This is a genomic window from Paraburkholderia kirstenboschensis, from assembly GCF_032806925.1.
Taxonomy (GTDB): domain Bacteria; phylum Pseudomonadota; class Gammaproteobacteria; order Burkholderiales; family Burkholderiaceae; genus Paraburkholderia; species Paraburkholderia kirstenboschensis.
Map to the genome: position 1 here is coordinate 933,391 of NZ_CP136513.1, position 23,336 is coordinate 956,726.

General features: G+C 62.1%; 27 protein-coding genes. 17 read left to right on the plus strand and 10 right to left on the minus strand.

The annotated features are described in order from the left end of the window. Window position 1: 1 nt before the first annotated feature. The 9 genes from RW095_RS26930 (at window position 2) to RW095_RS26970 (ending at window position 7,659) form a co-directional block, all read left to right on the plus strand. Complete coding sequence (locus tag RW095_RS26930; RefSeq protein WP_317021869.1) at window positions 2-577, plus strand: tail assembly protein; 576 nt, start codon at window positions 2-4, stop codon at window positions 575-577. 1 nt (window position 578) lies between these two features. Then, the gene (locus RW095_RS26935; protein WP_317021870.1) at window positions 579-3,974 is read left to right on the plus strand and encodes a host specificity protein J; all 3,396 of its coding nucleotides are present in this window, start codon (window positions 579-581) and stop codon (window positions 3,972-3,974) included. Further along, complete coding sequence (locus RW095_RS26940; protein WP_317021871.1) at window positions 3,974-4,279, plus strand: hypothetical protein; 306 nt, start codon at window positions 3,974-3,976, stop codon at window positions 4,277-4,279. Before RW095_RS26935 ends, RW095_RS26940 begins: the two co-directional genes overlap by 1 nt. Continuing rightward, on the plus strand, window positions 4,279-4,992 hold the full coding sequence (locus tag RW095_RS26945; RefSeq protein WP_317021872.1) for a hypothetical protein: 714 nt from the start codon (window positions 4,279-4,281) through the stop codon (window positions 4,990-4,992). The genes RW095_RS26940 and RW095_RS26945 overlap by 1 nt, the downstream gene beginning before the upstream one ends. Before the next feature lie 97 nt (window positions 4,993-5,089). Further along, the gene (locus tag RW095_RS26950) at window positions 5,090-5,317 is read left to right on the plus strand and encodes a hypothetical protein (protein ID WP_317021873.1); all 228 of its coding nucleotides are present in this window, start codon (window positions 5,090-5,092) and stop codon (window positions 5,315-5,317) included. A 25-nt stretch (window positions 5,318-5,342) separates the two neighbouring features. Then, complete coding sequence (locus RW095_RS26955; RefSeq protein ID WP_317021874.1) at window positions 5,343-6,197, plus strand: hypothetical protein; 855 nt, start codon at window positions 5,343-5,345, stop codon at window positions 6,195-6,197. Window positions 6,198-6,302: 105 nt separating this feature from the next. Beyond that, a complete protein-coding gene (locus tag RW095_RS26960; protein ID WP_317021875.1) occupies window positions 6,303-6,479 on the plus strand; it encodes a hypothetical protein in 177 nt (58 codons plus the stop codon). Continuing rightward, window positions 6,476-6,958, plus strand: a complete 483-nt coding sequence (locus tag RW095_RS26965) for a glycoside hydrolase family 108 protein (RefSeq protein WP_317021876.1) — start codon at window positions 6,476-6,478, stop codon at window positions 6,956-6,958. Before RW095_RS26960 ends, RW095_RS26965 begins: the two co-directional genes overlap by 4 nt. Further along, on the plus strand, window positions 6,955-7,659 hold the full coding sequence (locus RW095_RS26970) for a 3TM-type holin (protein WP_317021877.1): 705 nt from the start codon (window positions 6,955-6,957) through the stop codon (window positions 7,657-7,659). Before RW095_RS26965 ends, RW095_RS26970 begins: the two co-directional genes overlap by 4 nt. 225 nt (window positions 7,660-7,884) lie before the next feature. Here the strand turns inward: RW095_RS26970 and RW095_RS26975 are convergent, their stop codons facing one another. After that, the gene (locus RW095_RS26975; protein ID WP_317021878.1) at window positions 7,885-8,037 is read right to left on the minus strand and encodes a hypothetical protein; all 153 of its coding nucleotides are present in this window, start codon (window positions 8,035-8,037) and stop codon (window positions 7,885-7,887) included. Window positions 8,038-8,435: 398 nt separating this feature from the next. On the opposite strand from RW095_RS26975, the gene RW095_RS26980 reads away from it, so the two are divergent. Next, the gene (locus RW095_RS26980) at window positions 8,436-8,660 is read left to right on the plus strand and encodes a hypothetical protein (protein WP_317021879.1); all 225 of its coding nucleotides are present in this window, start codon (window positions 8,436-8,438) and stop codon (window positions 8,658-8,660) included. Here the strand turns inward: RW095_RS26980 and ligD are convergent. The 4 genes from ligD to RW095_RS27000 form a co-directional block, all read right to left on the minus strand. Next, window positions 8,657-10,615, minus strand: coding sequence for a DNA ligase D (ligD, locus tag RW095_RS26985; RefSeq protein WP_317021880.1), 1,959 nt, complete (start codon window positions 10,613-10,615; stop codon window positions 8,657-8,659). The two genes, RW095_RS26980 and ligD, sit on opposite strands and share 4 nt — an antisense overlap. Window positions 10,616-10,621: 6 nt before the next feature. Then, window positions 10,622-10,882 (minus strand): hypothetical protein, encoded by a 261-nt coding sequence (locus RW095_RS26990; RefSeq protein WP_317021881.1) that lies wholly within the window; start codon window positions 10,880-10,882, stop codon window positions 10,622-10,624. A 545-nt stretch (window positions 10,883-11,427) separates the two neighbouring features. Then, window positions 11,428-11,790, minus strand: a complete 363-nt coding sequence (locus tag RW095_RS26995) for a hypothetical protein (protein WP_317021882.1) — start codon at window positions 11,788-11,790, stop codon at window positions 11,428-11,430. Between the two features lie 272 nt (window positions 11,791-12,062). Then, window positions 12,063-12,275 (minus strand): DUF3820 family protein, encoded by a 213-nt coding sequence (locus RW095_RS27000; protein ID WP_006048800.1) that lies wholly within the window; start codon window positions 12,273-12,275, stop codon window positions 12,063-12,065. A gap of 141 nt (window positions 12,276-12,416) precedes the next feature. On the opposite strand from RW095_RS27000, the gene RW095_RS27005 reads away from it, so the two are divergent. Both RW095_RS27005 and RW095_RS27010 read left to right on the plus strand, forming a co-directional pair. Then, window positions 12,417-13,469: an NADP(H)-dependent aldo-keto reductase gene (locus RW095_RS27005; RefSeq protein WP_317021883.1), complete on the plus strand. Its 1,053-nt coding sequence runs from the start codon at window positions 12,417-12,419 to the stop codon at window positions 13,467-13,469. 212 nt (window positions 13,470-13,681) lie between these two features. After that, on the plus strand, window positions 13,682-14,104 hold the full coding sequence (locus tag RW095_RS27010; protein ID WP_020065791.1) for a hypothetical protein: 423 nt from the start codon (window positions 13,682-13,684) through the stop codon (window positions 14,102-14,104). Between the two features lie 93 nt (window positions 14,105-14,197). Here the strand turns inward: RW095_RS27010 and RW095_RS27015 are convergent, their stop codons facing one another. Next, the gene (locus RW095_RS27015) at window positions 14,198-15,025 is read right to left on the minus strand and encodes an ABC transporter permease (protein ID WP_317021884.1); all 828 of its coding nucleotides are present in this window, start codon (window positions 15,023-15,025) and stop codon (window positions 14,198-14,200) included. 39 nt (window positions 15,026-15,064) lie between these two features. Continuing rightward, entirely contained in the window at window positions 15,065-15,979 is a 915-nt protein-coding gene (gene nodI / locus RW095_RS27020) for a nodulation factor ABC transporter ATP-binding protein NodI (protein ID WP_317021885.1), read from the minus strand. 275 nt (window positions 15,980-16,254) lie between these two features. Here nodI and RW095_RS27025 point away from each other — a divergent pair, with 275 nt between their 5' ends. Continuing rightward, window positions 16,255-16,719 (plus strand): universal stress protein, encoded by a 465-nt coding sequence (locus RW095_RS27025; RefSeq protein WP_020065794.1) that lies wholly within the window; start codon window positions 16,255-16,257, stop codon window positions 16,717-16,719. 167 nt (window positions 16,720-16,886) lie between these two features. Here RW095_RS27025 and RW095_RS27030 read toward each other — a convergent pair whose 3' ends face one another. From RW095_RS27030 to lexA, 3 genes are all read right to left on the minus strand, one after another. Further along, window positions 16,887-17,558: a DUF2939 domain-containing protein gene (locus tag RW095_RS27030; protein ID WP_317021886.1), complete on the minus strand. Its 672-nt coding sequence runs from the start codon at window positions 17,556-17,558 to the stop codon at window positions 16,887-16,889. Between the two features lie 113 nt (window positions 17,559-17,671). Continuing rightward, on the minus strand, window positions 17,672-18,028 hold the full coding sequence (locus RW095_RS27035) for a hypothetical protein (protein ID WP_128588647.1): 357 nt from the start codon (window positions 18,026-18,028) through the stop codon (window positions 17,672-17,674). A gap of 129 nt (window positions 18,029-18,157) precedes the next feature. Continuing rightward, the gene (gene lexA / locus RW095_RS27040) at window positions 18,158-18,808 is read right to left on the minus strand and encodes a transcriptional repressor LexA (RefSeq protein ID WP_317021887.1); all 651 of its coding nucleotides are present in this window, start codon (window positions 18,806-18,808) and stop codon (window positions 18,158-18,160) included. Between the two features lie 312 nt (window positions 18,809-19,120). Here lexA and RW095_RS27045 point away from each other — a divergent pair, with 312 nt between their 5' ends. The 4 genes from RW095_RS27045 (at window position 19,121) to RW095_RS27060 (ending at window position 23,306) form a co-directional block, all read left to right on the plus strand. Next, window positions 19,121-20,170 (plus strand): sulfate ABC transporter substrate-binding protein, encoded by a 1,050-nt coding sequence (locus RW095_RS27045; RefSeq protein ID WP_317021888.1) that lies wholly within the window; start codon window positions 19,121-19,123, stop codon window positions 20,168-20,170. A gap of 150 nt (window positions 20,171-20,320) precedes the next feature. Further along, window positions 20,321-21,217: a sulfate ABC transporter permease subunit CysT gene (cysT, locus tag RW095_RS27050; RefSeq protein WP_128594922.1), complete on the plus strand. Its 897-nt coding sequence runs from the start codon at window positions 20,321-20,323 to the stop codon at window positions 21,215-21,217. Beyond that, entirely contained in the window at window positions 21,214-22,248 is a 1,035-nt protein-coding gene (gene cysW / locus RW095_RS27055; protein WP_317021889.1) for a sulfate ABC transporter permease subunit CysW, read from the plus strand. Before cysT ends, cysW begins: the two co-directional genes overlap by 4 nt. Next, on the plus strand, window positions 22,248-23,306 hold the full coding sequence (locus RW095_RS27060; protein WP_201701484.1) for a sulfate/molybdate ABC transporter ATP-binding protein: 1,059 nt from the start codon (window positions 22,248-22,250) through the stop codon (window positions 23,304-23,306). The genes cysW and RW095_RS27060 overlap by 1 nt, the downstream gene beginning before the upstream one ends. The last annotated feature ends 30 nt before the right edge of the window (window positions 23,307-23,336 follow it).

The window sequence follows — 23,336 nt, forward strand, 5'->3', positions numbered from 1 at the left end:
AATGACCGACACACTCAGAACCGTACGCCTCTATGGCGTCGCTGGGACTCGCTTTGGCCGCGTGCATCGCCTTGCTGTCGCCTCGACGCGTGAGGCTGTGCGCGCCCTTTGCGTGACCGTTCCCGGCTTCGAGAAATTCATGATGAACGCCAAGGACAACGGCTTGACGTTCGCCGTATTCCACGGACGGCGCAAAGTGGCAGAGGATGAGATCGAGCATCCGGTCGGTAGCGACGAAATACGCATCGCGCCGATCCTGATCGGCAGCAAGAACGGAGGCCTGTTTCAGACCATTCTCGGTGCTGCGCTCGTTGTGGTCGGAGTCTTCACCAGCGAGTTCGGTGGCTCCACGCTGATCGGCTTGGGCGCGTCGATGATGCTCGGCGGCGTCATGCAGATGCTCAGTCCGCAAACCAGCGGGCTCGCCGGCGAGGGCCCCAACAACGGGACGTCGTACTACTTCAACGGACCGGTGAACAGTGCGGCGCAGGGCGAGCCGGTACCGCTCGTCTATGGTCGCATGCTTGTTGGTTCAAAGGTAATCAGCTCCGGCATCTACGCCGAGGACCAAAACTGATATGCGCATCCAAGGATCGAAGGGCGGATCGAGCGGCAGCACGCCGACGGAATCGCCGGATAGCCTGCATTCGATTGCGTATGCAAAGGTGCTCGACGTCATTTCCGAAGGCCCGATAGCGGGCCTCGCGAACGGTCTGCAATCCGTTTTCCTTTACGGCACGCCCATCCAGAACAGTGACGGTTCGACGAACTTCTCGAATTACTCCGTTGACACGCGGACCGGCACGCCCGATCAGACCTACATGTCCGGCTTTCCGTCCGTCGAGAACGAAACGGCGGTCAGCACGCCGCTGACGTCGGATGCTCCTTGGGTGCACCAGGTGCAGAACGCCCAGCTGACTGCGGTGCGCATCCGGTTTGGCTTGCCCGCGCTTCAGAAATCCGACGCAAGCAGCGGGAACGTGACGGGCCACCGGATCGAGTATGCGATCGACCTCGCTGTCGACGGCGGCTCATATGCGCAGGTATTGAGCGGCGCGTTTGACGGGAAAACCACATCGCTTTATGAGCGCACGGTTCGCATCGAATTGCCGGCCGCGACGACGAGCTGGCTGGTGCGGGTGCGACGCATCACGGCGAATGCACATAGCTCGCTGATCGCCGACACGGTAAATATCGAGGCCATCACCGAGATCATCGACCGCAAGCTGCGGTATCCGATGAGCGCACTCGTCGGTTTGTCATTCGACGCCCGGTCGTTCAGTTCCGTGCCGACGCGTTCGTACGACATCAACGGGTTGATGATCCGCGTGCCCACGAACTATAACCCCGTGGCGCGGACGTATTCCGGCACGTGGGATGGCACATTCAAGACGGCATGGTCGAACAATCCGGCGTGGGTCTTCTATGACCTTGTGCTGAACGCGCGGTACGGTCTCGGCAACCGCGTCGACGCATCGATGGTCGACAAGTGGGGGCTGTACGCGATTGCGCAGTATTGCGACGTCATGGTGTCGGACGGCAAGGGCGGTCTGGAGCCACGTTTCACATGCAATTGCGTGATCCAGTCGCAGGCCGACGCATACAAGGTGCTGCAGGATCTCGCCACGACGTTCCGCGGCATCGCTTACTGGGGCCCGGGGTCTGTCGTTGCCTCCGCTGACATGCCCGCCGATCCGGTCTACGTCTACACCGATGCGAACCGCTGCGTGTCTGGGCCGTTCACCTATGTCGGCTCCGCGCTCAAGACGCGATACACGACCGCGCTCGTAAGTTGGAATGACCCGGCCAATCAGTACAAGCAAGCGGTCGAGTATGTGCCCGACGAAGACGGGATCGCGCGCTATGGCGTGACCAAGGCGCAGATCACCGCGTTCGGCATGACGTCGCAGGGACAGGCGCACCGCCTCGGCTTGTGGACGCTGCTGACGAGCCGGTACGAGACAAACACCGTTTCGTTTTCGGTCGGCCTCGACGCAACGTTGTGTGCGCCGGGGCAGATCATCGCCGTTGCGGATCCCGCGAAAGCAGGCAAGCGCATCGGCGGACGAATCCGGGCGGCCGCCGGTCGGGCGATCACGCTGGACAAGGCGCCGACTGCAGCGCCCGGCGACACCCTCACCGTGATCCTGCCGACGGGCACTGCACAGGCGCGCTGCGTAGAGTCGGTCAGCGGCGACACGATCACGGTTACAGCGCTCTTCGACGCGACGCCCGTCGCGGGCGCGGTCTGGATGCTTGAGAGCACAGAGCTCGCGTCGCAGTTGTTCAGAGTCGTGAGCGTGCAGGAGGCGTCGGACAACGACAAAACCACGTACGTGATCAACGCGGCACAGCACGAGCCCGGCAAGTACGCGGCGATCGATAGCGGCGCGCAGATTCAGGTGCGGCCGATCACCATCGTGCCGCCGTCGGTGCAGCCGCCGCCCACGAACGTCCGCGTTTCGACGTATTCGGTGATTGACCAGGGCATCTCGAAGACTGTCATGGTCATTGCGTGGGACGCCGCGGCGAGCTCGGTGAACTACCTGCCTGAGTGGCGCAAAGATAACGGCGAATGGGTGACCGCGAACCAGACCGGCGGCTTGCAGGTTGAGGTCGTCGGGATCTATCAGGGTACCTATCTGGCGCGCGTGCGCGCGCAGAATGCGATGGGCGTAACCTCGATTCCTGCGTACGGCACCGACACCGCGCTCACTGGCAAGACAAGCCCGCCTCCCGCCTTGGCGTCGCTCACGACGACGACTCAGGTCTTCGCGATCGAACTCGACTGGACCTATCCGTCGGACGGCTCTGCTGGCGATACGCAGCGCACCGAAATCTGGTACAGCCAGACCAATGACCGCAGCACGGCCGTGAAGCTGGCCGACTATGCCTACCCGCAGGCGCGCGCGAACCTGATGGGCCTTGCCGCCGGCCGCTCGTTCTTCTTCTGGGGCCGGCTTGTTGACACTTCGGGCAACATCGGCCCGTGGTATCCGACCACCAACGGAGTGAACGGCCAGAGCAGCAGCGACGCAACAGAGATCCTCTCGTATCTGACTAACCAGATTACGCAGGGGCAGCTTGCACAAGACGTCCTCGCGCCGATTGAGGCCATTCCCGGTATTCAGCAGTCCGTCACGGACAATGCCGCAGCGATTTCGACCGAGCAGACTGCGCGTGCGGCCGGCGACACGGCGTTGTCTAACCGCATCGACCAGGTAACGGCGCAGGTTGTCATTCCCGAGATGGCGGGTAGCACGGGTGATTACGCCGGTTCAACGCAGGTCTACGCGGGCGTATGGTCAGAACAGTCGGCGCGCGCGGAAGCCGACCTTGCGCTGGCGCGCGACGTCGAGACCACCACTGCGCAGATTTCTTCGACGAAGACAACACTGCTCGCGGCGGTGCAAACCGAAACACAGGCGCGCGTCGATGCCGACAGTTCGATGGCCTCGCAGATCACGACCGTACAGGCTCAGGCGAATACGAACACGGCGGCGGTGCAGACCGTCGCCACGTCCTATGCCGATCTTAACGGGCGCGTCTCAGCCTCTTACCAGATCAAGACGCAGATTACGACCAACGGTCGCACCTACATCGCCGGGATCGGCGTCGGCGTGGATAACACGAGCGGCGTCGTCGAGTCGACGGTGCTTTTGTCGGCGAGCCGGGTTGCGATCCTGGACCCGAACGGAAGCGCGGTGAGCTCGCCGTTCGTCGTGCAGGGCGGCCAGGTCTTCATCAGCCAAGCCTTCATCGGCACGGGCTGGATCCAGAACGCAATGATCGGAGACGTTATCCAGTCGACTTCAGTCGGCGCCAACGGCCAGCCGCGCTGGAAGCTGGACAAGAATGGCACGCTGACGATGAACGGCGCCAACGGCGGCAGCGGCTATCTCACGTTGAGCGACTCGACGCTGCTCGTCTATGACGGCAATGGGACGCTGCGCGTCCGCCTGGGGCTCTGGTAATGACGGCGGGACTGCAGATATGGAATGCGTCCGGGCAGCTCATGCTCGACGCGACGCAGCGGATCGGGCGCATCAAAGGTAGCCAGCACCTTGACGGCAACGGTGGGCACATCGATATGGATCTGTCCGATGGCACGCCGTTCTGGTCTTTTCAGCCTGACTTCCTGTTCAAGCACATCAACGGCAATTCTCCTGTTCCTGTGGTGTCGATTTCCTCGACTGGAGTCGTCTGGACATACAGTACGCCACCGAATGGCGACTACCTATACCCGATAACTGGGTATCTCTTTTGGGGATGTTACTGATGACCGCTGGCTTTCAGGCTTTCACCGACACCGGCGTTGTCCAGATCGATGGCGCAACGCCAAATTATCAAGTGATCGCATCGCTGGCTCAGGTCACACAACAAGAAAGTATTCCGACTGTATTCAACAACGTGAATACTCAGTTTTACGCCACGTTGTGGCATACGACATTCACGTTCAACGCAACGCAGCCGTTCTATGCCTTCAGGGCCGATGGCGGCGTCATGGTCACGCCATGGAAGTTCTCGAAAACCGGCAACACCTTCACGGCGGAATTCATCTCGGTAGGCCAGGCAACCATCCGTCTGTACGTTTTTGATCAGGTTCCCGTGACGTCAAATCGTTTCGGGTTGCAGGTATTTGATGCTTCAGGCGCGTTGATCGCTGATGCCGCGAACCCTTTTGCGCGGGTGCTTGATGTGGTCGAGGGGCAGTATCAGCCCGGCTTGGGATGGCAGGCAGTAGGCAACTCGGTGCCTGGCCCAAATACTCAGTCCAAGTCATATGGCGTGCCGGTCGCATTCGGCGGTGCGCTGGCTGCTCATTACTTCGTCAACACTAGCCCGTTCATCCTGTCGGCGTTCGGCGCAGATGGTGGCTCAATTAGCTGGGAGTTTCACCAGTACATAGGAAACAACAGTGGCACCTTCGTTGGATTTGCCGAAGCGACTCGGTATCGATTCATGGTGCTTGATATGACCGGCATCACCTAAAAGGAACGCTATGCCTCTTCAAATTAATTATGTGACCCCGGCGACGGGCGCGCACGCTAGCTTTCACGTGGTCACAAACGTTGCACTCGACTACGAGATGAAGATTGCGACTGCAACTGTCTCTTCGTATCTGTCAAAAGATGCGAAAGACGCCGGGAAATTCGCGATGTATGCGCAACAGATACAAATATCGGGTCTGCCGGATAAGGGCGTCGATGCTCGGGATTTCGCAGAATCATCGTTGGCCAGCGCAGCACCCACGGACGGAGGCGGCTTCGCTTCGGCAAGTCGTTATGCATTCGCAGGCGCCGAGATAATCGAGTAGCGGATTCGGGAATTACGTGTAAACTTTGACGCAGAAATATTCTGAAAGGCGACAACGGGGGATAACGATGTTCAAAAAAATTGCGGTGTTTGCATTCGCAGCATTAGGTCTTGTGGCATGTGGCGGTGGTGGAGGCGGGGGAAGTTCGGCGCCGGCGGCGAAGACAATGAAGTTGTCGCTTTACGGCCAGCCATTCACCAAAAGCCAAGCCGTTTCTCATGCGCGAGTCGTCGCCAGCGCGTCGACGCCGTCAAGCGACGCGGCTGCAACCGTTCAAACGTTGCAGGATGCGCTCGCAGCGCGCGGCGTGCCGGCAACGGTCACGGCGCAGGTGATGGACGGAACGACGCTTCATCAGATCGTAATGGGCGAAAACAACGGCCTTCCACCTACGCCTGACCAGTTCAAGACTGATCCGAGCGAATATCTTATCGTCAACTTCCAACTCGACGACATGGTGACGCCATCGACCGACGCCGCGCAGGCCGCCTCGATCTCACAGTTTGCGCAGGATCTGACGGTGTTCACGCAGCGCGCAGCGGTTAGCGGCAAGTTGGTGTACGCAGTTCTGCCTATCCAGACATGCGATGCACCGAACGGCACCGGCGCCGCGTTTGGTCTTATGGAAGCCATTCGTGCCGCGCAGAACCATTCAAATCTCAACACAATGGGAGCAATTCCGTTCGGGGTTGCTTTTGGCGGCTCCCAAGGAAATGCCATCCCCACTCCAGAACTAGTGCATTTGGGCGCCGACTGCCGTACGCCCGATGCGTATCTGCTGAACATGCGCACCAACGCAATCGCTGATTACATCGCGACGCTCTACAAGCAGGCAACTGCGCCGGCCCCAGCGAGCGGCGCTTCAGCTACCGGCACATGACGCGGTAGCCAGCAATAGAGAGAAGCCAGCTTTCGAGCTGGCTTTTTTATTAGCCGCCTTCGGGCGGTTTTTTATTGGGCTTTTGCCCGTGACCGGGGACTCACCATGCCAGTAGAAGGCCTGACGCAAGACGAAGTAAAAAACGCCCTCAAGGAAGGCCTGACCGAGTGGCTCGACAAGCAGTTCGCTACGCTCGGCAAGTGGACGCTCGGCGGGATTGCTTCGCTGGGAATCGCCGCGCTGGCGTATGCATTTCTGCAAACGAGGGGGTTCAGCAAATGACCAGCTTTGACGACGCGTTCAATGCGCTGATCGGCAACGAGGGCGGCTACTCAAACAATGCCGCCGACCCGGGCGGCGAGACGATGTGGGGCGTCACGGCGCGCGTCGCGCGCGCGAGTGGGTACGCCGGCGCAATGCGCGAGCTGCCGCGTGACACCGCGAAGGCGATCGCCAAGAAGCTGTATTGGGATCCGCTACGGCTCGACGAGCTCGACCAGCGCGTCGCGTTCCAGATCTTTGACGCCAACTATAACGGCGGCCACCCGGTGATCTGGATGCAGGGCGCCGCCGGCGCGAAGGTCGACGGGCTGATAGGCCCTGCGACGATCGCTGCGGTGCAAGCCACCGACCCGTTGCGCTTCATCCTCCGCTGGAACGCCCTGCGCCTGACCTATTTCACGTCGCTCAACACGTGGCAAACGTTCGGCAAGGGCTGGGCCCGCCGGATCGCAAACAACCTCAGCAAAGGAGCCGCATGATGCCGCTTATCCCTATCGCAATGGCGCTCGCGCAGTTCGCGCCGATGATCGCCGGCTGGCTCGGTGGCTCCAAGGCCGAGGATGTCGCCGGCAAGGTGGTCGGCATCGCGCAGGCTGTGACTGGTCAGTCGGCGCCCGATGCTGCGCTTGCCGCGATTCAGGCAGACCCGGCACTCTCGCTACAGTTTCAGAAAGCGGTCCTCGACAATCAGGTGCAGCTCGCGCAGATCGCGGCCGACGTCGAGAAAGCCCAGCTCGCCGCAGACGAGGCAAACACCGCAACGGTTAATCAGACGATGCAGATCGAGGCGAAGGCCGACCACTGGCCTACCTACGCATGGCGGCCGTTCGTCGGGTTCTGTTTCGGGTTCGCGTGGATCGGCGCGTACTTCGTCATTCCGGTGCTGCGCGGCTGGTGGCCGAACATCGCACAGCCGACCATTCCTGCAGAGGCGTGGGTCGCCATCGGTGGCGTCTTGGGCGTGGCCAGCTTCTTCCGGGGAAAGATGCAAGCGGACCCGGGCGTTAAGGCGGATCCGGCGGGGCTGATGCGCTCCCGGGCCAAGGCGTCTGCAACGGACGTCCGCCGCAGCGAAAAAAGACGGCTTTACCAGCTGCTGAAGTCCCTGCTGGGCGCCGCTAGTTCATCAGACCGAGATGCCGGACCAGTGCTGAGAATGCTTCCGCATTTATCGCACTGAGCTTTGATGTCCCTGTATTGGGGCCTGTCGCCGGGCCTCCCGCCAAAAAAGAGCGGGTTCATGGAGCCGTTGCCGCAAATTTTGCACGTCAGGAACATGTCTCGAAGAACTGCTGAGGTAGTCAAGGACCGACAGTATGCGCCGGTTGTCGGTTGCATGTACCGCAGGCCAGATTGGGGCCGCCCCTTCAGCATGGCCTATGTCAACCGCTCGTCCAAGGCCGCTTTATTGCTGATCCAGATCGTCCGGGTCTCCGCCCATCGCGAGGTAGATGTCCTGCACGAATTCCTCGGTCGCTTCTTTCCACGCAGGCGAGCCCCATGGCAAGTCCTCGGGATTCTTCTTGCCTCGCGCGCGGCGGGTTAAGCGGACGGTCATTTGAAGCGCCATCGCTTCTGTGTAAAGTGGTGGATCAATGGGGCCCAGGCAGTCGTCGTTTTCCATTCTCGTGATTTCGGCCGGATAAGAAGAATCTTTAGCTGGCGGTGCAACGGGAGGTGGCGCATCGCGACTAGATTGCCATTGCTGATGGATGACCTAGGCAAACGAGCGATCACCGAGTGAGAAAGCCGCCGCCCGTATCCCCGCGGCAACATCGACCAAGCCCGCCGCGGCCGCTGCCGTCACGCAACCGGTGCCAGCATGCCGTGATTCCCCCGCCCGCCAGCGGACGAGGCCGGCGCTGACCGATGGCGGAGAGCCGACTATTTCATCGTAAGGCGTTCGGGTATAACGGTTGCTGCCCCGTTTCGTGTATCCAAACGAAAGGAGACACCATGGCAGGCGACAACTCTTTTAAGCCCGGCGAAATCGTTAAGACGTCTGGCATTTATTCCGTCGTTCACGATGACGGGAAGGGCACCTTCGAAGTGACCTGCGTCGAGGGCGAGCATTTTCCTCCGACACGTAGCGGCAAGGGTGCTCATTTCGAGCTGAAATATGCGGCGACGCACTCCCATCGTCACGACCAGCTTAAGGGAACCGAGCAACGCAGCAGCTAACGGTTCATACCAACGGCACGGCGCATCGCGGCGGTAATTCCCTGTCGCGTGCGCCAGATGCCTTCCCACGGATCTGCCTGCAGTGAACGCTGCCGGGCTACCGCCTTCTTCATTGTCCATTCGTCACCGCGCCGGACGTCCTTCAGCTCGTCCCATGAGATCGGCATCGACACGGCCATGCCGCCGCGTGCGCGCACTGAAAAGGGCGCGACGGTACTCGCGCCGCGGCTGTTGCGTAGATAATCGATGAAGATCTTGCCCACGCGGTTGCGCGGCCCCGAGACGGCAGAGAACTTTTCCGGCACCACGCGCGACATGTGGCGAGCGACCGCGTGTGAGAAGTCTTTCACCTCATCCCAGCCCTGTTTGCGCGTCAGAGGAACGACGATGTGGAAGCCTTTTCCGCCGCTCGTCTTCGCGAAGGATCGCAGGCCTAGCTCGTCGAGCACGGTCTTCACCAGTTCGGCCGCCTCGAGCATGGCAGCCCAGTGCAGAGCGGGGTCGGGGTCAAGGTCGAAGATCACGCGGTCGGGGTGTTCAAGGTCAGGAGCCACTGCGTTCCATGAGTGCAGCTCGACGACGCTCATCTGCGCGAGCCCTACCAGAGCATCGATATTGTTCGCTACCAGCAGTGGTGGGTGATTGGGGTGCAGTTCGACGGGCAATTCCTCAACGCCCGGAATGCGCATACGTTCGGCATGCTTCTGGAAGAACAGCTCGCCGCTGATTGTGTCCGGCGCCCGCACGAGAGTGAGCGGCCTATTGTGAAGGTAAGGCAGCGCCCACTCTGCAATCGCATCGTAGTACCGGACGAGATCCAGCTTGGTATGGCCGGTAATCTCATCCATCACGCGCTGCGGATTGCTGATCTTGATGTCGCCCACGAGTACAGTTCCGCGCGGGCCGGGACGCTCGCGCGTGGATCCGAAATGTCCCTCGTCGGGCGCGTCGACGACCGTTTCTTCCGTCACTGCGCCGGCTGGCTTGTCTTCCCGTATAGCGTGGAAAAGCGGGTGCCTTATCTCTCCGCCGGGAGTCCACTCAAGAAACGACACCTCAGCCACCACGTCCGGCTTCAGCCAGTGGAAGTCTCGGTCGCGTTCCGCTTCAGGCGGGTTGTAGAACGGAGGCTGCTCGACCGTCAACGCGGCGATCCTTTTCATGAATGCCGCGCTTTGCCGCGGCGAGAAGTTTGGCCCGACGTGACCCGCATACCGTAGTGACCCGTCTTTTTCGTGCACTCCCAGCAGCAGCGATCGAACGCCGGACTTCGCGCCTTTGACCCGCGATATGCCGCCGACCACGAATTCTTGCCGCAAGTTGCACTTCAGCTTGATCCAGTCCGTGGAGCGCCCAGACCGGTAGGGCGCGTCGCCTCTTTTTCCGATGATGCCCTCGAGCTTCATGCGGCATGCGGACGAGACCAGCGAGGCAGGGTCCTCGGCGAAATCTTCGGAGTAGCGCAATAGTGGGCTCTCGACGTCTTCCATCAGTTCGCGCAAAAGCTGTCTGCGTGCGCGGAGCGGCTGCTCACGAATATCGGTGCCATTGATCCATAGCAGGTCAAAAATGAAAAGGACGATTTGGGCTGTGCTGCGCCGGTCAAACGCATTCTGCAGGGCATTGAAATCGGGTGCGCCTGCTTGGTTGAGCACGACGGCCTCTGCATCAATCCATGCGTCGTCGACGGGCAGTGATGTGAGCGCGTCGCGCAAGCGGGGCATGCGATCGGTCCAGTCGTGGCCGTTGCGGGTGAACAATTGAGCCTGGCCGTCCTGGATGCGCCCAAGCATTCGATAGCCGTCGAACTTGATTTCATACGACCAGTCGCCATCGGCCGGGATATGCGCGGCGAGAGTCGCGAGTTGCGGCTCGATCAACGACGGTATGCCGTCGGCGGGGGATTCTTTGGCGGGGTGCTTACGGCTCGCCCGGGATGAACTCCATCGCGACATCGCCGGTTACTTGAGTTCGTCGGCCGGCGGTGGCGCGTCGTCGTCCGCCCAGTGGACCGGCGCGAGCATAGGCTTTGTGGCGTCAATACCGGCGGTCTTCAGTGCCGCTTCAATCTGCCGGATCTGAGGGACGAAATCGAGCGTCCATGTCTGGCCTTCGCTGGTCACCTCCATGCTGTCGTGAACGACGAGAGTGTGCAGCGCGACGAGTAGCGCATGAACTAGGGGCGGCTGCTGAAACGGGTCAAAGGTGGGTTCTTCTAGCATGACGGGCCTCCTGCTGGCCCTTCAGCATGACCTATGCCCGTCGCTTCAACTTCTGTTCGTCGTCGGCTCCGATCGCGCGGACCCAGTGAACGCAGCCCTGTTCCGGCTGCGCATTGATCTGCTCACGACCGTCGTACATGCATGAAACGATAGAGCCGCCGGCGCGGAACTCGGCAAAGTGCTCGCACTCGACGCAAGGGCGCGGGTTTCCGTATGGGTCGAAGTGAGGCATGGCGCAGATCCTGTATGGATGTACAGTATATCCACGCACCTTGGGTGCGTCGAATTTCGGGAACGAAGTCCGGAAAACCCTTATTAATCAAGGGGCGATTTCCGGCTTGCGTTCCCATTAATCGACCGGAAACCCTTGTCGTATATGTATGGATGTACAGGATTGTGATTCCTGTTGTCGTGGGTTCGAGCCCCATCAGCCACCCCAAAGAATTTCGGCAGTAAAGATTGAAAATGGATTGGCAGGCGGCGTTGTGAGAAATCACAACGCCGTTTTTGTTTTGGGGCTCGCTCGCTTGTTCGCTCTTTGCTCGTCAGTGGCTGCGTCCTCCATGCCCGCCACCGCCGCCGCTCCACGAGCTGCCGCCGTGCGATCCGCCATATCCCCCATATCCGCCGCCATGGCCGCCGTGCCAGCCACCGCTACCTCCGCCGTGACCGCCATGCCAACCGCCGCCCCAGTGGCCGCCACCGCCGTGGTAATAACAGCATGGTCCGCCCCAGCCGCCCCAGATGCCGACCGTGCCGTAAACCGGCGCATAGGGCGCTCCGTATCCGTAGCCATAACCGGGGTAATAGGGTTGGGCGTAGCCGTAGTCATAGGCGGGCGCGACTGCGCATCCGCTGACGCCCGCCACCACGGCCAGCAATGGCATCGCTGCAAAGAGTCTGCTCACAGTTTTCTCCCGTCCTGACCCGTCCTGACATAAAGGATCAGAAAGATCGCCGGCCCGGGAGTTCAGCCGCATTTGTGTCCGCACATTACGATCGCACCGCGTGCCTGAACAGCGCGCATCCTTGCGCCGCACGGATATTCCACGGCGAGCGCAGCATGCTGCGACCGGAACTGCGTCGGAGCATCCGTCGCGCGGTAACACGCGGTTAATCTTCTGCAACAGAACAGCGGCGGCCGCCCTTATCATGCGATGCGGTTGGTCGTAGGAACGCTTTAACGCTTGCGCAAAGGTTCGATCAACGACGACAAACCGTTGTGATCGATTTCGTGCATCAGTGCGAGCAGCCGTCCAATCTCGCCCGGCGGAAAGCCCTGGCTCGCGAACCAGTTCAGGTAATGGCCGGGCAGGTCGGCGATCAAACGACCTTTGTACTTGCCGTAGGGCATCACACGTGTGACCAGCAGTTCGAGGTGTTCGGGATTCATCGTGATGGACCGGCGCAAAGGAATGTTGGGCGCGGCGCGCTTGCACTGCACGCCGGCACGGCATTCTAGCCGTGCTGCAGGCATCGCGCGGGCATGGTAACGTCAGCGGTTTATGTTCATACAACGAATAGGAAAGCTTCCATGGAATACCGCAGACTCGGCGATTCGGATGTGCAGGTCAGCCTGATCGGACTCGGCACCATGACGTGGGGCGAGCAGAACACAGAGCAGGATGCGCGCGCTCAGATCGACTACGCGCTCGATCACGGCGTCAACCTGATCGATACCGCAGAGATGTATCCGGTGCCGCCGCGCGCCGAGACGCAAGGCTCGACCGAGCGATTTATCGGCACGTGGCTCGCGAAGCATCGCAGCGAGCGCGAAAAAATCGTGCTCGCCACGAAGATCGCGGGGCCCGCGCGCCAGCCGCATAACCCGCGACATATCCGCGGCGAGACCAACCAGTTCGACCGTAAGAACCTCACTGAGGCGCTGAACGACAGCTTGAAGCGTCTGCAAACGGACTACGTCGATCTGTACCAGTTGCACTGGCCGGACCGCAACACGATGACGTTCGGCCGTCCGGCCTATCCGTGGGTCGACGACGAATATACGGTGCCCATCGACGAAACGCTCTCGGTGCTGGCCGACTTCGTCAAGGCGGGCAAGGTGCGCCATGTGGGCGTATCGAACGAAACGCCGTGGGGCGTCGCGCAGTTCCTGCGCGCGTCGGAAAAGCTCGGCTTGCCGCGTATTGTCAGCATCCAGAACCCGTATAGTCTCCTGAACCGCACTTACGAGGCGGGGCTCTCCGAGTACGCGCACCGCGACGATATCGGCTTGCTCGCGTATTCGCCGCTCGCCTTCGGCTGGCTGTCCGGCAAATATGAGGGCGGCGCGCGGCCGGCTGGCGCACGCATATCGCTGTTCGAGCGCTTCCAGCGCTACAGCAAACCGCAAGCGATCCAGGCCACCACGCGTTACGTCGAACTGGCAAAGCGCCATCGCATGTCGCCCGCCCAGTTGGCGCTTGCCTTCGTCAATAGCCGGCCGTTCGTCACGAGCAATCTGATTGGCGCGACCTCGCTCGATCAGTTGAAGGAGAACATTGCGAGCGTCAACGTGAAGTTGCCGCAGGACGTGCTCGACGAAATCGACGCACTGCATCAGATGCAGCCGAACCCGGCGCCTTGAGTTCGCTGGACATGCAACGAAAGGCAAATGTCTCTCCCTGTCGGCAAATCACGACCTAAACTGTGGTGAGCAGGACGGGCTTCTCCGTTCGTGTCGTGCTTCCGCGCGAGGCGCGGCGCGTACGAATGGTAGGATGCAGCCCGGAAAATCGGCAGCGGCGGCGGGTTTTCAGCCGCGCTGTTCACACTCGGCGATAGCACTCAGGACATCGAATGGCGCAACAAAAAACAAACCCAAAACTTGAGCAGGCGCTGACGCGCGGGGACCTCGCAATCCGTCAGGCAAATTCGGCGCGCGCCACCGCGCTGCTGCGCGCGCTAGCCAAAATGATCGTGGATGCCTCGGCGACGATCGGCGTCGAAGCGTTCACGCTGATTCCGGACGGCGACAAGATTTACGATCCGGCCGACGGTCTGTGGCCGCAAGAACTGCAGATTTCGCTCGACGGTCCGGTCGAGGACGCCGATCCGGACGAGATCCGCACCGTGCGGCTGATTGCCGACGATCCGGGCACAATGTTCCGGGTGGAATGGCAGCGTGCCGATGGCAAGATCGGGCGACACGAAGGCGGCCCGTTTGCGACAGTCGCGTTCATCTCGGACGTCGACATTCCCTGGACCGACGAAGAGGACTGAACTCGCGTCCGTGCCGCAAGTTTATTCGTGGGCGCCGACTTCTCGGGTCAGCCGCCCTCGAATTTTCCGCGCACATCTGCGGCCCGGCACGAGTTACTTCATCATCCGGCGCCGAAACAGCACGCCGGCGACGATAAACCCGCCCACCGCATAAGCCGCCAGCCCGGCCGCGTGCCACAGCGCGTTGTCGAGCGGGCGCCCAAGCATGGCCGGACGGATCAGATCGACTGCGTGCGCCAGAGGCAGGACCTCGGCCGCAGCGCGTGCGGCGGCAGGCAACTGCGAGATCGGGAAGAACACGCCGGAGAGCAACAGCATCGGCGTCAATACCAGCGTTTGATAAAACATGAAGAAGTCGTACGACGGCGCGAGCGCGGTCACGACCATCGCGACGCTTGCGAAAGCGAGGCCCGTCAGCACGATGACGGGCAACGCGAGCAGCACTGACGGAAAACTGGCGTAGCCGAGCGCGCCCGCCACCAGCATGATCGCGGCGCCCGACAGCACCGACTTGCTGGCCGCCCAGATCACTTCGCCAAGCACGATATCGCCGAGCGTCAACGGCGTGTGCATGATTGCTTCCCAGGTGCGCTGCACGTGCATGCGCGAGAAGCCCGAATACATCGACTCGAAGCTCGCGGACATCATGACGCTCGACGCAACCGTGCCCGCTGCGAGGAACGCGATATACGGCACGCCGTCGACGCGGCCGACCATCAGCCCGAGGCCGAAGCCAAGGCCGAACAGATAGATCATCGGATCGGCGAGATTGCCGAACATGGAGGCGAGCGCAAGCTTCTTCCACACAAGGTAGTTGCGGCGCCACACCGCAATCCAGTTGACCGCGTTCGCGGGCATCGCGGCGAAAGGGGCCTGCATGGGCGGGGTGGCTTCGTTGCTTCGGTACGTGCGTGCATCCATTGCGTGTCTCTTGCGTGTCTCTTGCAGTGTCGATGGAAGTCAGTCCTGCATCTCGCGGCCAGTGAGGCGCAGGAAGACGTCCTCGAGATTCGCCGGGCGGTGCAGATAGCGCAGATCCGCTCGCTGCTTCAGTCGCGCATGCACTGGCCCGGCGTCGTTCACATAACAGAAGAGCGTCTCACCGCTGATCTCGGTTCGCTGTGCGAGCGGCGCAAGCTCATCGCGCAATGCGAGCGGATCGGGGCCGAAAATCTCAATGACGTCGCAGCCGATTTCCGACTCGATCAGCTCCCTTGGCGCGCCTTCCGCAATCTTGCGTCCTTCTTCGATCACGCACAGCCGGTCGCATAGCCGCTCGGCTTCCTCCATGAAGTGGGTGGTCAGCAAGATCGTCTTGCCGCGCGCGAGCAGGGAGCGCAGTCGCTCCCAGATAAGATGCCGCGCCTGCGGATCGAGGCCGGTAGTCGGCTCGTCCATGATCAGCACGTCGGGATCGTTGACGAGCGCCCGCGCGAGCGTGAGGCGCCGCTTCATGCCGCCCGACAGTTCGCTCACACGCGCGTCGGCCTTGCTTTCCAGACGCGCGAATTCCAGCAGCGACGGCACCATCGCGCGGCATTGCGCGGCGCTCAAGCCGAAGTAGCGGCCGAACACCAGCAGGTTTTCGCGGACGGTAAAGTCGGGATCGAGGTTATCGAACTGCGGCACCACGCCGACGCGCGCCCGCGCGATACGCGCCCGGCCGGGAATCGGCTCGCCGCACAGGCGGATCGAGCCGGCGTCCGGCGCGGCGATGCCGAGCAGCATGCGCAAAGTGGTGGTCTTGCCCGCGCCGTTCGGTCCAAGCAGGCCGAAGCACTCTCCGGCGTCGACATGAAACGCCAGTCCGTCGACAACCTTCTTTTCGCCGTAGCTTTTTTCAACCTGCTGGAATTCGATGGCGGTGTCGGGCATGGATTGGTTCGAGGCTCAGGCAAAAGAGGCGAATCGACGGGAAGGCTGCTCATTCTAGGTCATTGGCTGCGAAGTGGCCGTTCGAGGAGCGCGCCGCACAGCGCGTTCTTGCACCGCCGCATAAGCGCCGCGGGCACTGTCTCCACGGAGCGCGCCTCGTATGCACAAGGCCGGGGCACGCAGCAATCGCACTTAGCGTTTTCCATCCCTTGCAAGCTGAATTGCGGCGCACCATGATTGATTCAGACCGCGCTTTCGCGGAAAGGGGAAAAACGATGGCGAGCTACCAGAAAATTCTGCTGTGCTATGACGGCTCGCGCGAAGGCCGCAAGGCTCTGCGTTGCGGCGCCGACCTTGCGCTGGATCTGAAGGCGCAAACGCATCTGCTTTCGGTGGTGGACATGCGCTCGAGCATTGCGCAAAGCGCGGGCCTGCTGACGGACGTCGCGTGCGGCAGCTTCGAAAAGACTGCACGCGACATCCTGCAAGAGGGTGTGGACTGGCTGACCGAGCGCGGCGTAAACGCTCAGGGACACTTTGCGTTCGGCCATCCGATCGACGAGATCGCCAATCTTGCGAATGAGTTGCACGTCGACCTCGTGGTGGTGGGCCACCGTTGCCGCACGGGCTTGTCCCGATGGTGGATGGGCGCAGGCAATACACCGCTGCTCGACCGAGTGTCATGCAGCATTCTGGTCGCGTGTTCTTCCGCGCATGAGCAGCAGCAAGAAGCGGCCTGAGAGTGCGGTTCGGGCGTGCGGCCACACGCGCCAGGCATGCAGCCTTGGTGCGGGACGCGAGCGTTCGGCCGGATGAGCGGGTTGGGCGGAGTGTGGGGCGTGAGCGGCGTGGGCGTTCAGTCTGATCGGCGGCGTGAGTGTTCGGTCTGACACGCCGCGCCTGACGCTCACTCGTTCAGATTGACCGCTGCCAGCTTCCACGTGAAGAGACCTTCGCGGATGAAGATGGCGGAGTAACGCGCGTCCCCGGCGCCGTGCTGGTAGGTGACTGCGAACTCGTTGAGGCTGCGATAGCCGGCTGTGGTTTGCGGCGGTTGCGGCGGGGCGCCCCTGGTGGTCGCGTTGCCGCTCGCATTCCCGGTAGCGCCGCCAGGCGCGTCGATGTCCGCACCGGGCGATGCGGGCGCAGGCGCGCTGGCAACGGGCGGATTGCCGGTGACCGGCGCAGCGTTCGGCCGCTCACCGGGCTCACCGCGCGGCGGCATGCCGTTCAGCAGCGCAGCCACGCCGTCGGGAGTTGCATACGCGTCGACGAGCGGGCCGATCAATGCGACGCCAATCATCGCGCCGATCGCAGCCAACGGATTGCCGTTTCCATGTGAGTCCAGCCGGCGCGTCAGCAAGCCTGTGACTTGCTGCTTCAGGCTCTCGCGCAAGGCCGGAAAATCGACGTACCGATTCACCGTCTGCGCGTCACGTGCGTTGGCCGCGCGTTTGAGGTTATTGAGCGCGATATATGGCGAGGCATAAGCAAAGCCCAACGCCGCGATCACCGCGATAACTATCAGCGTGACGATCAGCGGACGGGCGCTGCGCTTCCTGTTTGTTCGAACTGCCATCGAGCGGAAATCTCCGTCAGGTGTGATCTAACGTGGACCGCGGCCACGCTGAAACGATCCGTGCGCTGCCACAAAGCATGTGGCCACGGCGCGCCCGCACACCTCACAGATCATCAGGACTCGAACACCGCGCCGTGGACATTGGTTTCCTCGGCGATGCAACGGTCGATCATGCGGCACACCGCATCCACAGTGCCGACCATGATGAGCCGGGACGGCCCATGGTAGACGCGCACCGGCGCGCGGCGCTCCGGCTCCGCAGTATTGAGCCCTGAATTCAGCGAAACGCGGGCGAATGCCGGTAGTGAAGACGGCAACGCGGCCTGCAGGTCGGAGCCGCGAGCGGGCGAGTCGAACAGCGACGCGGTAGCGGCCGTGGACGCTTCGATCAGTGAGCAAGGCACCAGCTTACGCAGATGGCGCAGACGGCCGAACTGGCGAAACGGCAACAGACGGGCAAGGCGTTCCATGAGTCTCTCCGGGCGATTCAACATGAGTACTGCTTTAGTCGGTGAGCAGGCGGGCGGTTGGCTAATGACGCACTGAGGACGCACTAATGACGCACTGAGCTTGTTGCTCATTGAGCCGACCCGGCGCTGTCAGAACTCGCCCGGGCGGATCAGCCCGACAGCGATGCCTTCGAGCGCGAAGTCCGCGCTGCCTGTCTCAACGAAGATGTTCTCGTAATCGGGGTTCTCGGCAATCAGCTCGATACCGTTCGCGCGGCGCTTCAGGCGCTTGACCGTGACGTCGTCGCCAAGCCGCGCAATGATGATCTGGCCGTCTTTGGCCTCGCTTCTTTTCTGCACCGCGAGCAGATCGCCGTCGAAGATACCCGCGTCGCGCATGGACAGTCCGCGCACCTTGAGCAGGTAATCGGGCTTGCTCGAGAAGAGCGCCGGGTCGCACGCATAGTGTTGCGCGATATGTTCCTGCGCGAGGATCGGACTGCCGGCGGCAACCCGGCCAATGAGCGGCAGCGACAGCTGCATGATGCTGGCGTGCGGCAACGTGAACTGATGCGGCGCGTCGTCCGGGCCGGCAAGCAGGCGAATGCCGCGCGACGCGCCGGCCGCGAGTTCGATCACGCCCTTGCGGGCAAGCGCCCGCAGATGCTCTTCAGCCGAGTTTGCCGAGCTGAAACCGAGTTCGGCGGCGATCTCCGCACGCGTGGGCGGAAAACCGGTGCGGTCTATGGCCCGGCGGATCAGATCGAAAACCTGCTGCTGTCGTGCGGTGAGTTTGGTCATGGCGTCACTGTATGGATGAACAGGTGCCTGTATTTTTATACAGTATCCGGCGCAATTCAAGCTTTACTTTAAGTTCGGGAGTGGACGCCTCGCTGCAACGTCGTAAATCGGCGTCAAAACATCCGTTTTCGTGCCGCAACGCCTTATCTGGCTGTCATTACCACTTTTGCGTATTAAAAAATGAATAAACATTATTTTTAATGATGAAAGCGCTTCGATAGACTGGCCTTCCAGTCGCGCTCATGTGCACGTGATCCGACGCAAAACAACACCACACGCTGTTTCAGCGCACCAACACGCGGAGAACTTGACATGAATCATCAGGACACGGGTCGGGCAGGCAGGAGCCGAAAACTCATCGCAGCGCTCGCGTTCGGCGCGGCAGCCGCGCTCGGCGCCCTCGGCGCGGCCGGCCACGCGCAAGCCGCCGACACGACGCTGCTGAATGTTTCCTACGACCCGACTCGCGAGCTCTACCAGGACGTGAACCAGGCTTTCGCCAAGGAATGGAAGGCGAAGACCGGCGAGACCGTCACGTTCAAGCAGTCGCACGGCGGTTCGGGCGCGCAGGCGCGCTCGGTGCTCGACGGCTTGCAGGCCGACGTCGTGACGCTCGCGCTCGCTTACGACATCGACGCGATCGCGAACAAAGGTTTGATCGACAAAGGCTGGCAGAAGCGCTTGCCCGACAACGCGTCGCCGTACACGTCGACGATCGTGTTTCTGGTGCGCAAGGGCAATCCGAAGCACATCAAGGATTGGGACGATCTGACCAAACCGGGCGTGTCGATCGTGACGCCGAATCCGAAGACCTCGGGCGGCGCGCGCTGGAACTATCTCGCGGCGTGGGCGTATGCCGCGCATCAGCCGGGCGGCAATGACCAGAAGGCCAAGGAATTCGTGGGCAAGCTGTACAAGAATGCCGGCGTGCTCGATTCCGGGGCGCGCGGCGCGACCACCAGCTTCGTGCAACGCGGCATTGGCGACGTGCTGATCGCGTGGGAAAACGAGGCGTTCCTGTCGCTGAAGGAATTCGGTCCGGACAAGTTCGAAATCGTCGTGCCGTCCGTGAGCATTCTGGCCGAGCCGCCGGTGGCGGTGGTGGATAAGGTCGTCGACAAGCACGGCACGCGCAAGCTGGCCGAAGCGTATCTGAATTTCCTCTACAGCGAGCAGGGCCAGGAAATCGCCGCGAAGAACTTCTACCGTCCGCGTTCGAACAAGGTTCCGGCCGAACTGACCTCGAAGTTTCCGAAGCTGAAGCTTTACACGGTCGACGATTCGTTCGGCGGCTGGGCCAACGCGCAGAAGACGCACTTTGCCGACGGCGGCGTGTTCGATTCGATCTACCAGCCGCAGTAACACAGCCGAGGTCCGCGCCGCAGCAGGCGTGGACCGAGGCAACGCGACGCGCCACGGCGCGTCACTTTCCGGAGCGCGCCATTGGCGCGCTTTTGGCCGATCAGGACCAGGCGGCCGGCAACACGAGCATCAACTGAAAGAGTAACGAGCATGACCACGTTGACCTTCCGCAAACCAAGCGCCTTGCCCGGTTTCGGCCTGACACTCGGCATCACGGTGGCTTATCTGAGCCTCGTGGTGCTGATTCCGCTCGCGGCGACCTTTCTGAAGACGGCGTCCCTCGACTGGAGTCAGTTCGTGCGCGCCGTCAGTTCGCCGCGTGTGCTGGCCTCGTACCGGCTGACATTCTTCTCCGCGCTCGGCGGCGCACTGATCAACGCGGTGTTCGGCTTTCTGGTCGCATGGGTGCTCGTGCGGTACAGGTTTCCGTTCAAACGCATCGTCGACGCCGTGGTCGATCTGCCGTTTGCACTGCCCACGTCGGTGGCCGGCATTTCGCTCGCGGCCGTGTACGCGGGCAACGGGTGGATCGGACAGTTTCTGGAGCCGCTCGGTCTGAAGGTGGCTTTTACGCCGGTGGGCGTGCTGGTCGCGTTGACCTTCATCGGTTTGCCGTTCGTCGTGCGCACGGTGCAGCCGGTGCTCGAAGAGTTCGAGCGCGAGCAGGAAGAGGCCGCCGCGTGCCTCGGCGCATCGCGCTGGCTGACGTTTCGCCGCGTGGTGTTGCCGGCGGTGTTGCCGGCGTTGCTGACGGGCTTCGCGCTCGCGTTCGCCCGCGCGCTGGGCGAATACGGCTCGGTCATTTTCATTGCAGGCAATGTGCCGATGAAGTCGGAAATCACGTCGCTCCTCATCATCACCAAGCTCGAGCAGTATGACTACGCCGGCGCTACGGCGCTTGCCGTCGTGATGCTCGTTGTCTCGTTCCTGATGCTGCTCTTCATCAATACGCTGCAGTGGTATCTGCAGCGCCGCACGAGCCGCGGCAGCGCGGGTCCGGCGCCGGGCGCAGCGAGCGTTGCAAGCATTGGCGGAGGTGTGCAATGAGCCGCCATTCAGCAGGTCACGTCGATAACGCCGGCAGCGTCAAGGCGCACGCCGTGGCTCCGCGCGCGCCACTGAACATTGCACGCCGGCCCGATCCGGTCACTGAACCGCCGCTCGTCCGCTGGATTCTGACCGGCATTGCGCTGCTGTTCCTCGCGCTCTTTCTCGTCGTGCCGCTCGTCGCCGTGTTTTATCAGGCGTTGAACAAGGGACTCGGCTTTTATCTGGAGTCGCTCGCCGACCCGGACGCGCTGGCGGCCATCAAGCTGACGGCGATTACAGCGGGAATCGCTGTGCCGCTCAATCTGGTGTTCGGCCTCGCGGCTTCGTGGTGCATCGCGAAGTTCGAGTTTCGCGGCAAGGCGCTCCTCACCACGTTGATCGATCTGCCGTTCTCGGTGTCGCCGGTGATCTCGGGTCTCATCTACGTGTTGATGTTCGGCGCCCAAGGATGGTTCGGTCCGTGGCTGCAAGCGCATAACGTGCAGATCATCTTCGCCGTGCCCGGCATCGTGCTCGCGACGATCTTCGTGACGTTCCCGTTCGTCGCGCGCGAACTGATCCCGCTGATGCAGGCGCAAGGCAACGACGAAGAGGAAGCCGCGCATGTGCTCGGCGCGTCCGGCTGGCAGATCTTTCGCCGCGTCACGCTGCCCAATGTGAAATGGGGCCTGCTGTACGGCGTGATTCTGTGCAACGCTCGCGCGATGGGCGAGTTCGGCGCGGTGTCGGTCGTGTCGGGCCATATTCGCGGCCAGACGGACACGATGCCGCTGCACGTCGAAATTCTCTACAACGAATACAACTTCTCGGCGGCGTTCGCCGTGGCGTCGGTGCTGGCCTTGCTCGCACTCGTGACGCTCGCGCTGAAACTGCTCGCCGAGCGTCATATGTCGGCGGAACTGTCGGACGCCCGCGACGTGCCTGCGCACGCCGGACCCGTCACGCTGCCGTCCGCTTTGCCGTCGACCGCGCAACCGCTGAACATGCAATCTTCGCAGCAACACCCGCTCAAGCAAGGAGAGCTGTAATGGGTATCACCGTACGTAACCTGCAAAAGCGCTTCGGCGATTTCGTCGCGCTCGACAACGTCTCGCTCGATTTTCCGCCGGGCGAACTGGTTGCGCTGCTCGGGCCCTCGGGGTGTGGCAAGACCACGTTGCTGCGTGTGATCGCAGGCCTCGAATACGCAGACGGCGGCCAGGTCGTGTTGCAAGGCCAGGACGTCGCGACCGTCGGCGCGCGTGAGCGCGAAGTGGGCTTCGTGTTCCAGCATTACGCGCTGTTCCGTCATATGACGGTGTTCGAGAACGTGGCGTTCGGGCTGCGGGTGAAGCCGAGGAAGGAGCGTCCGTCCGAAGCGGTGATCCGCGAGAAGGTGCATGAGCTGCTCAAGCTCGTGCAACTCGACTGGCTCGCGCAACGCTATCCGTCGGAACTGTCGGGCGGACAGCGGCAGCGTATCGCGCTCGCTCGCGCGCTTGCCGTCGAGCCGAAAGTGCTGCTGCTCGACGAACCGTTCGGCGCGCTCGATGCCAAGGTCCGCAAGGAATTGCGCAGCTGGCTGCGGCGTCTACATGACGATCTGCATATCTCGACGATCTTCGTCACGCACGATCAGGAAGAGGCGCTCGAAGTGGCGGACCGTATCGTCGTGCTCAATCGCGGACACGTGGAGCAGGTCGGCAGTCCGCAGGACGTGTACGACCATCCGCAAACGTCGTTTGTGTATGAGTTTCTCGGCGCGGCGAACCGCCTGCACGGCAACGTCGACGCGAGCGGATTCGTGGTGGACGGCGCGGCGTTGCCGGTCGCGATCAGCACCGACTTCAGCGGTCCGGCTTTCGCGTATGTGCGTCCGCACGACCTGCAGTTGTATCCACAGTCGGCGGGGCACCGCGAGGGTATCGTCGTCGATGTGCGGCGCGTCGTGACACTGGGCGGCTCCGTGCGGGTCGAGCTCGCGGGTCGCGAGGGCAATCTGCTCGAAGCCGAACTCGATCGCGAAGCCTGGCGCGAGCTGCGGCTCGCGGTCGGCGACGGCGTGACGGCGGTGCCGCGCGCGCTGCGGGTGTTCCCGGCGCAATGAGCGCATGACCCGATGCGACCCAACACGAAC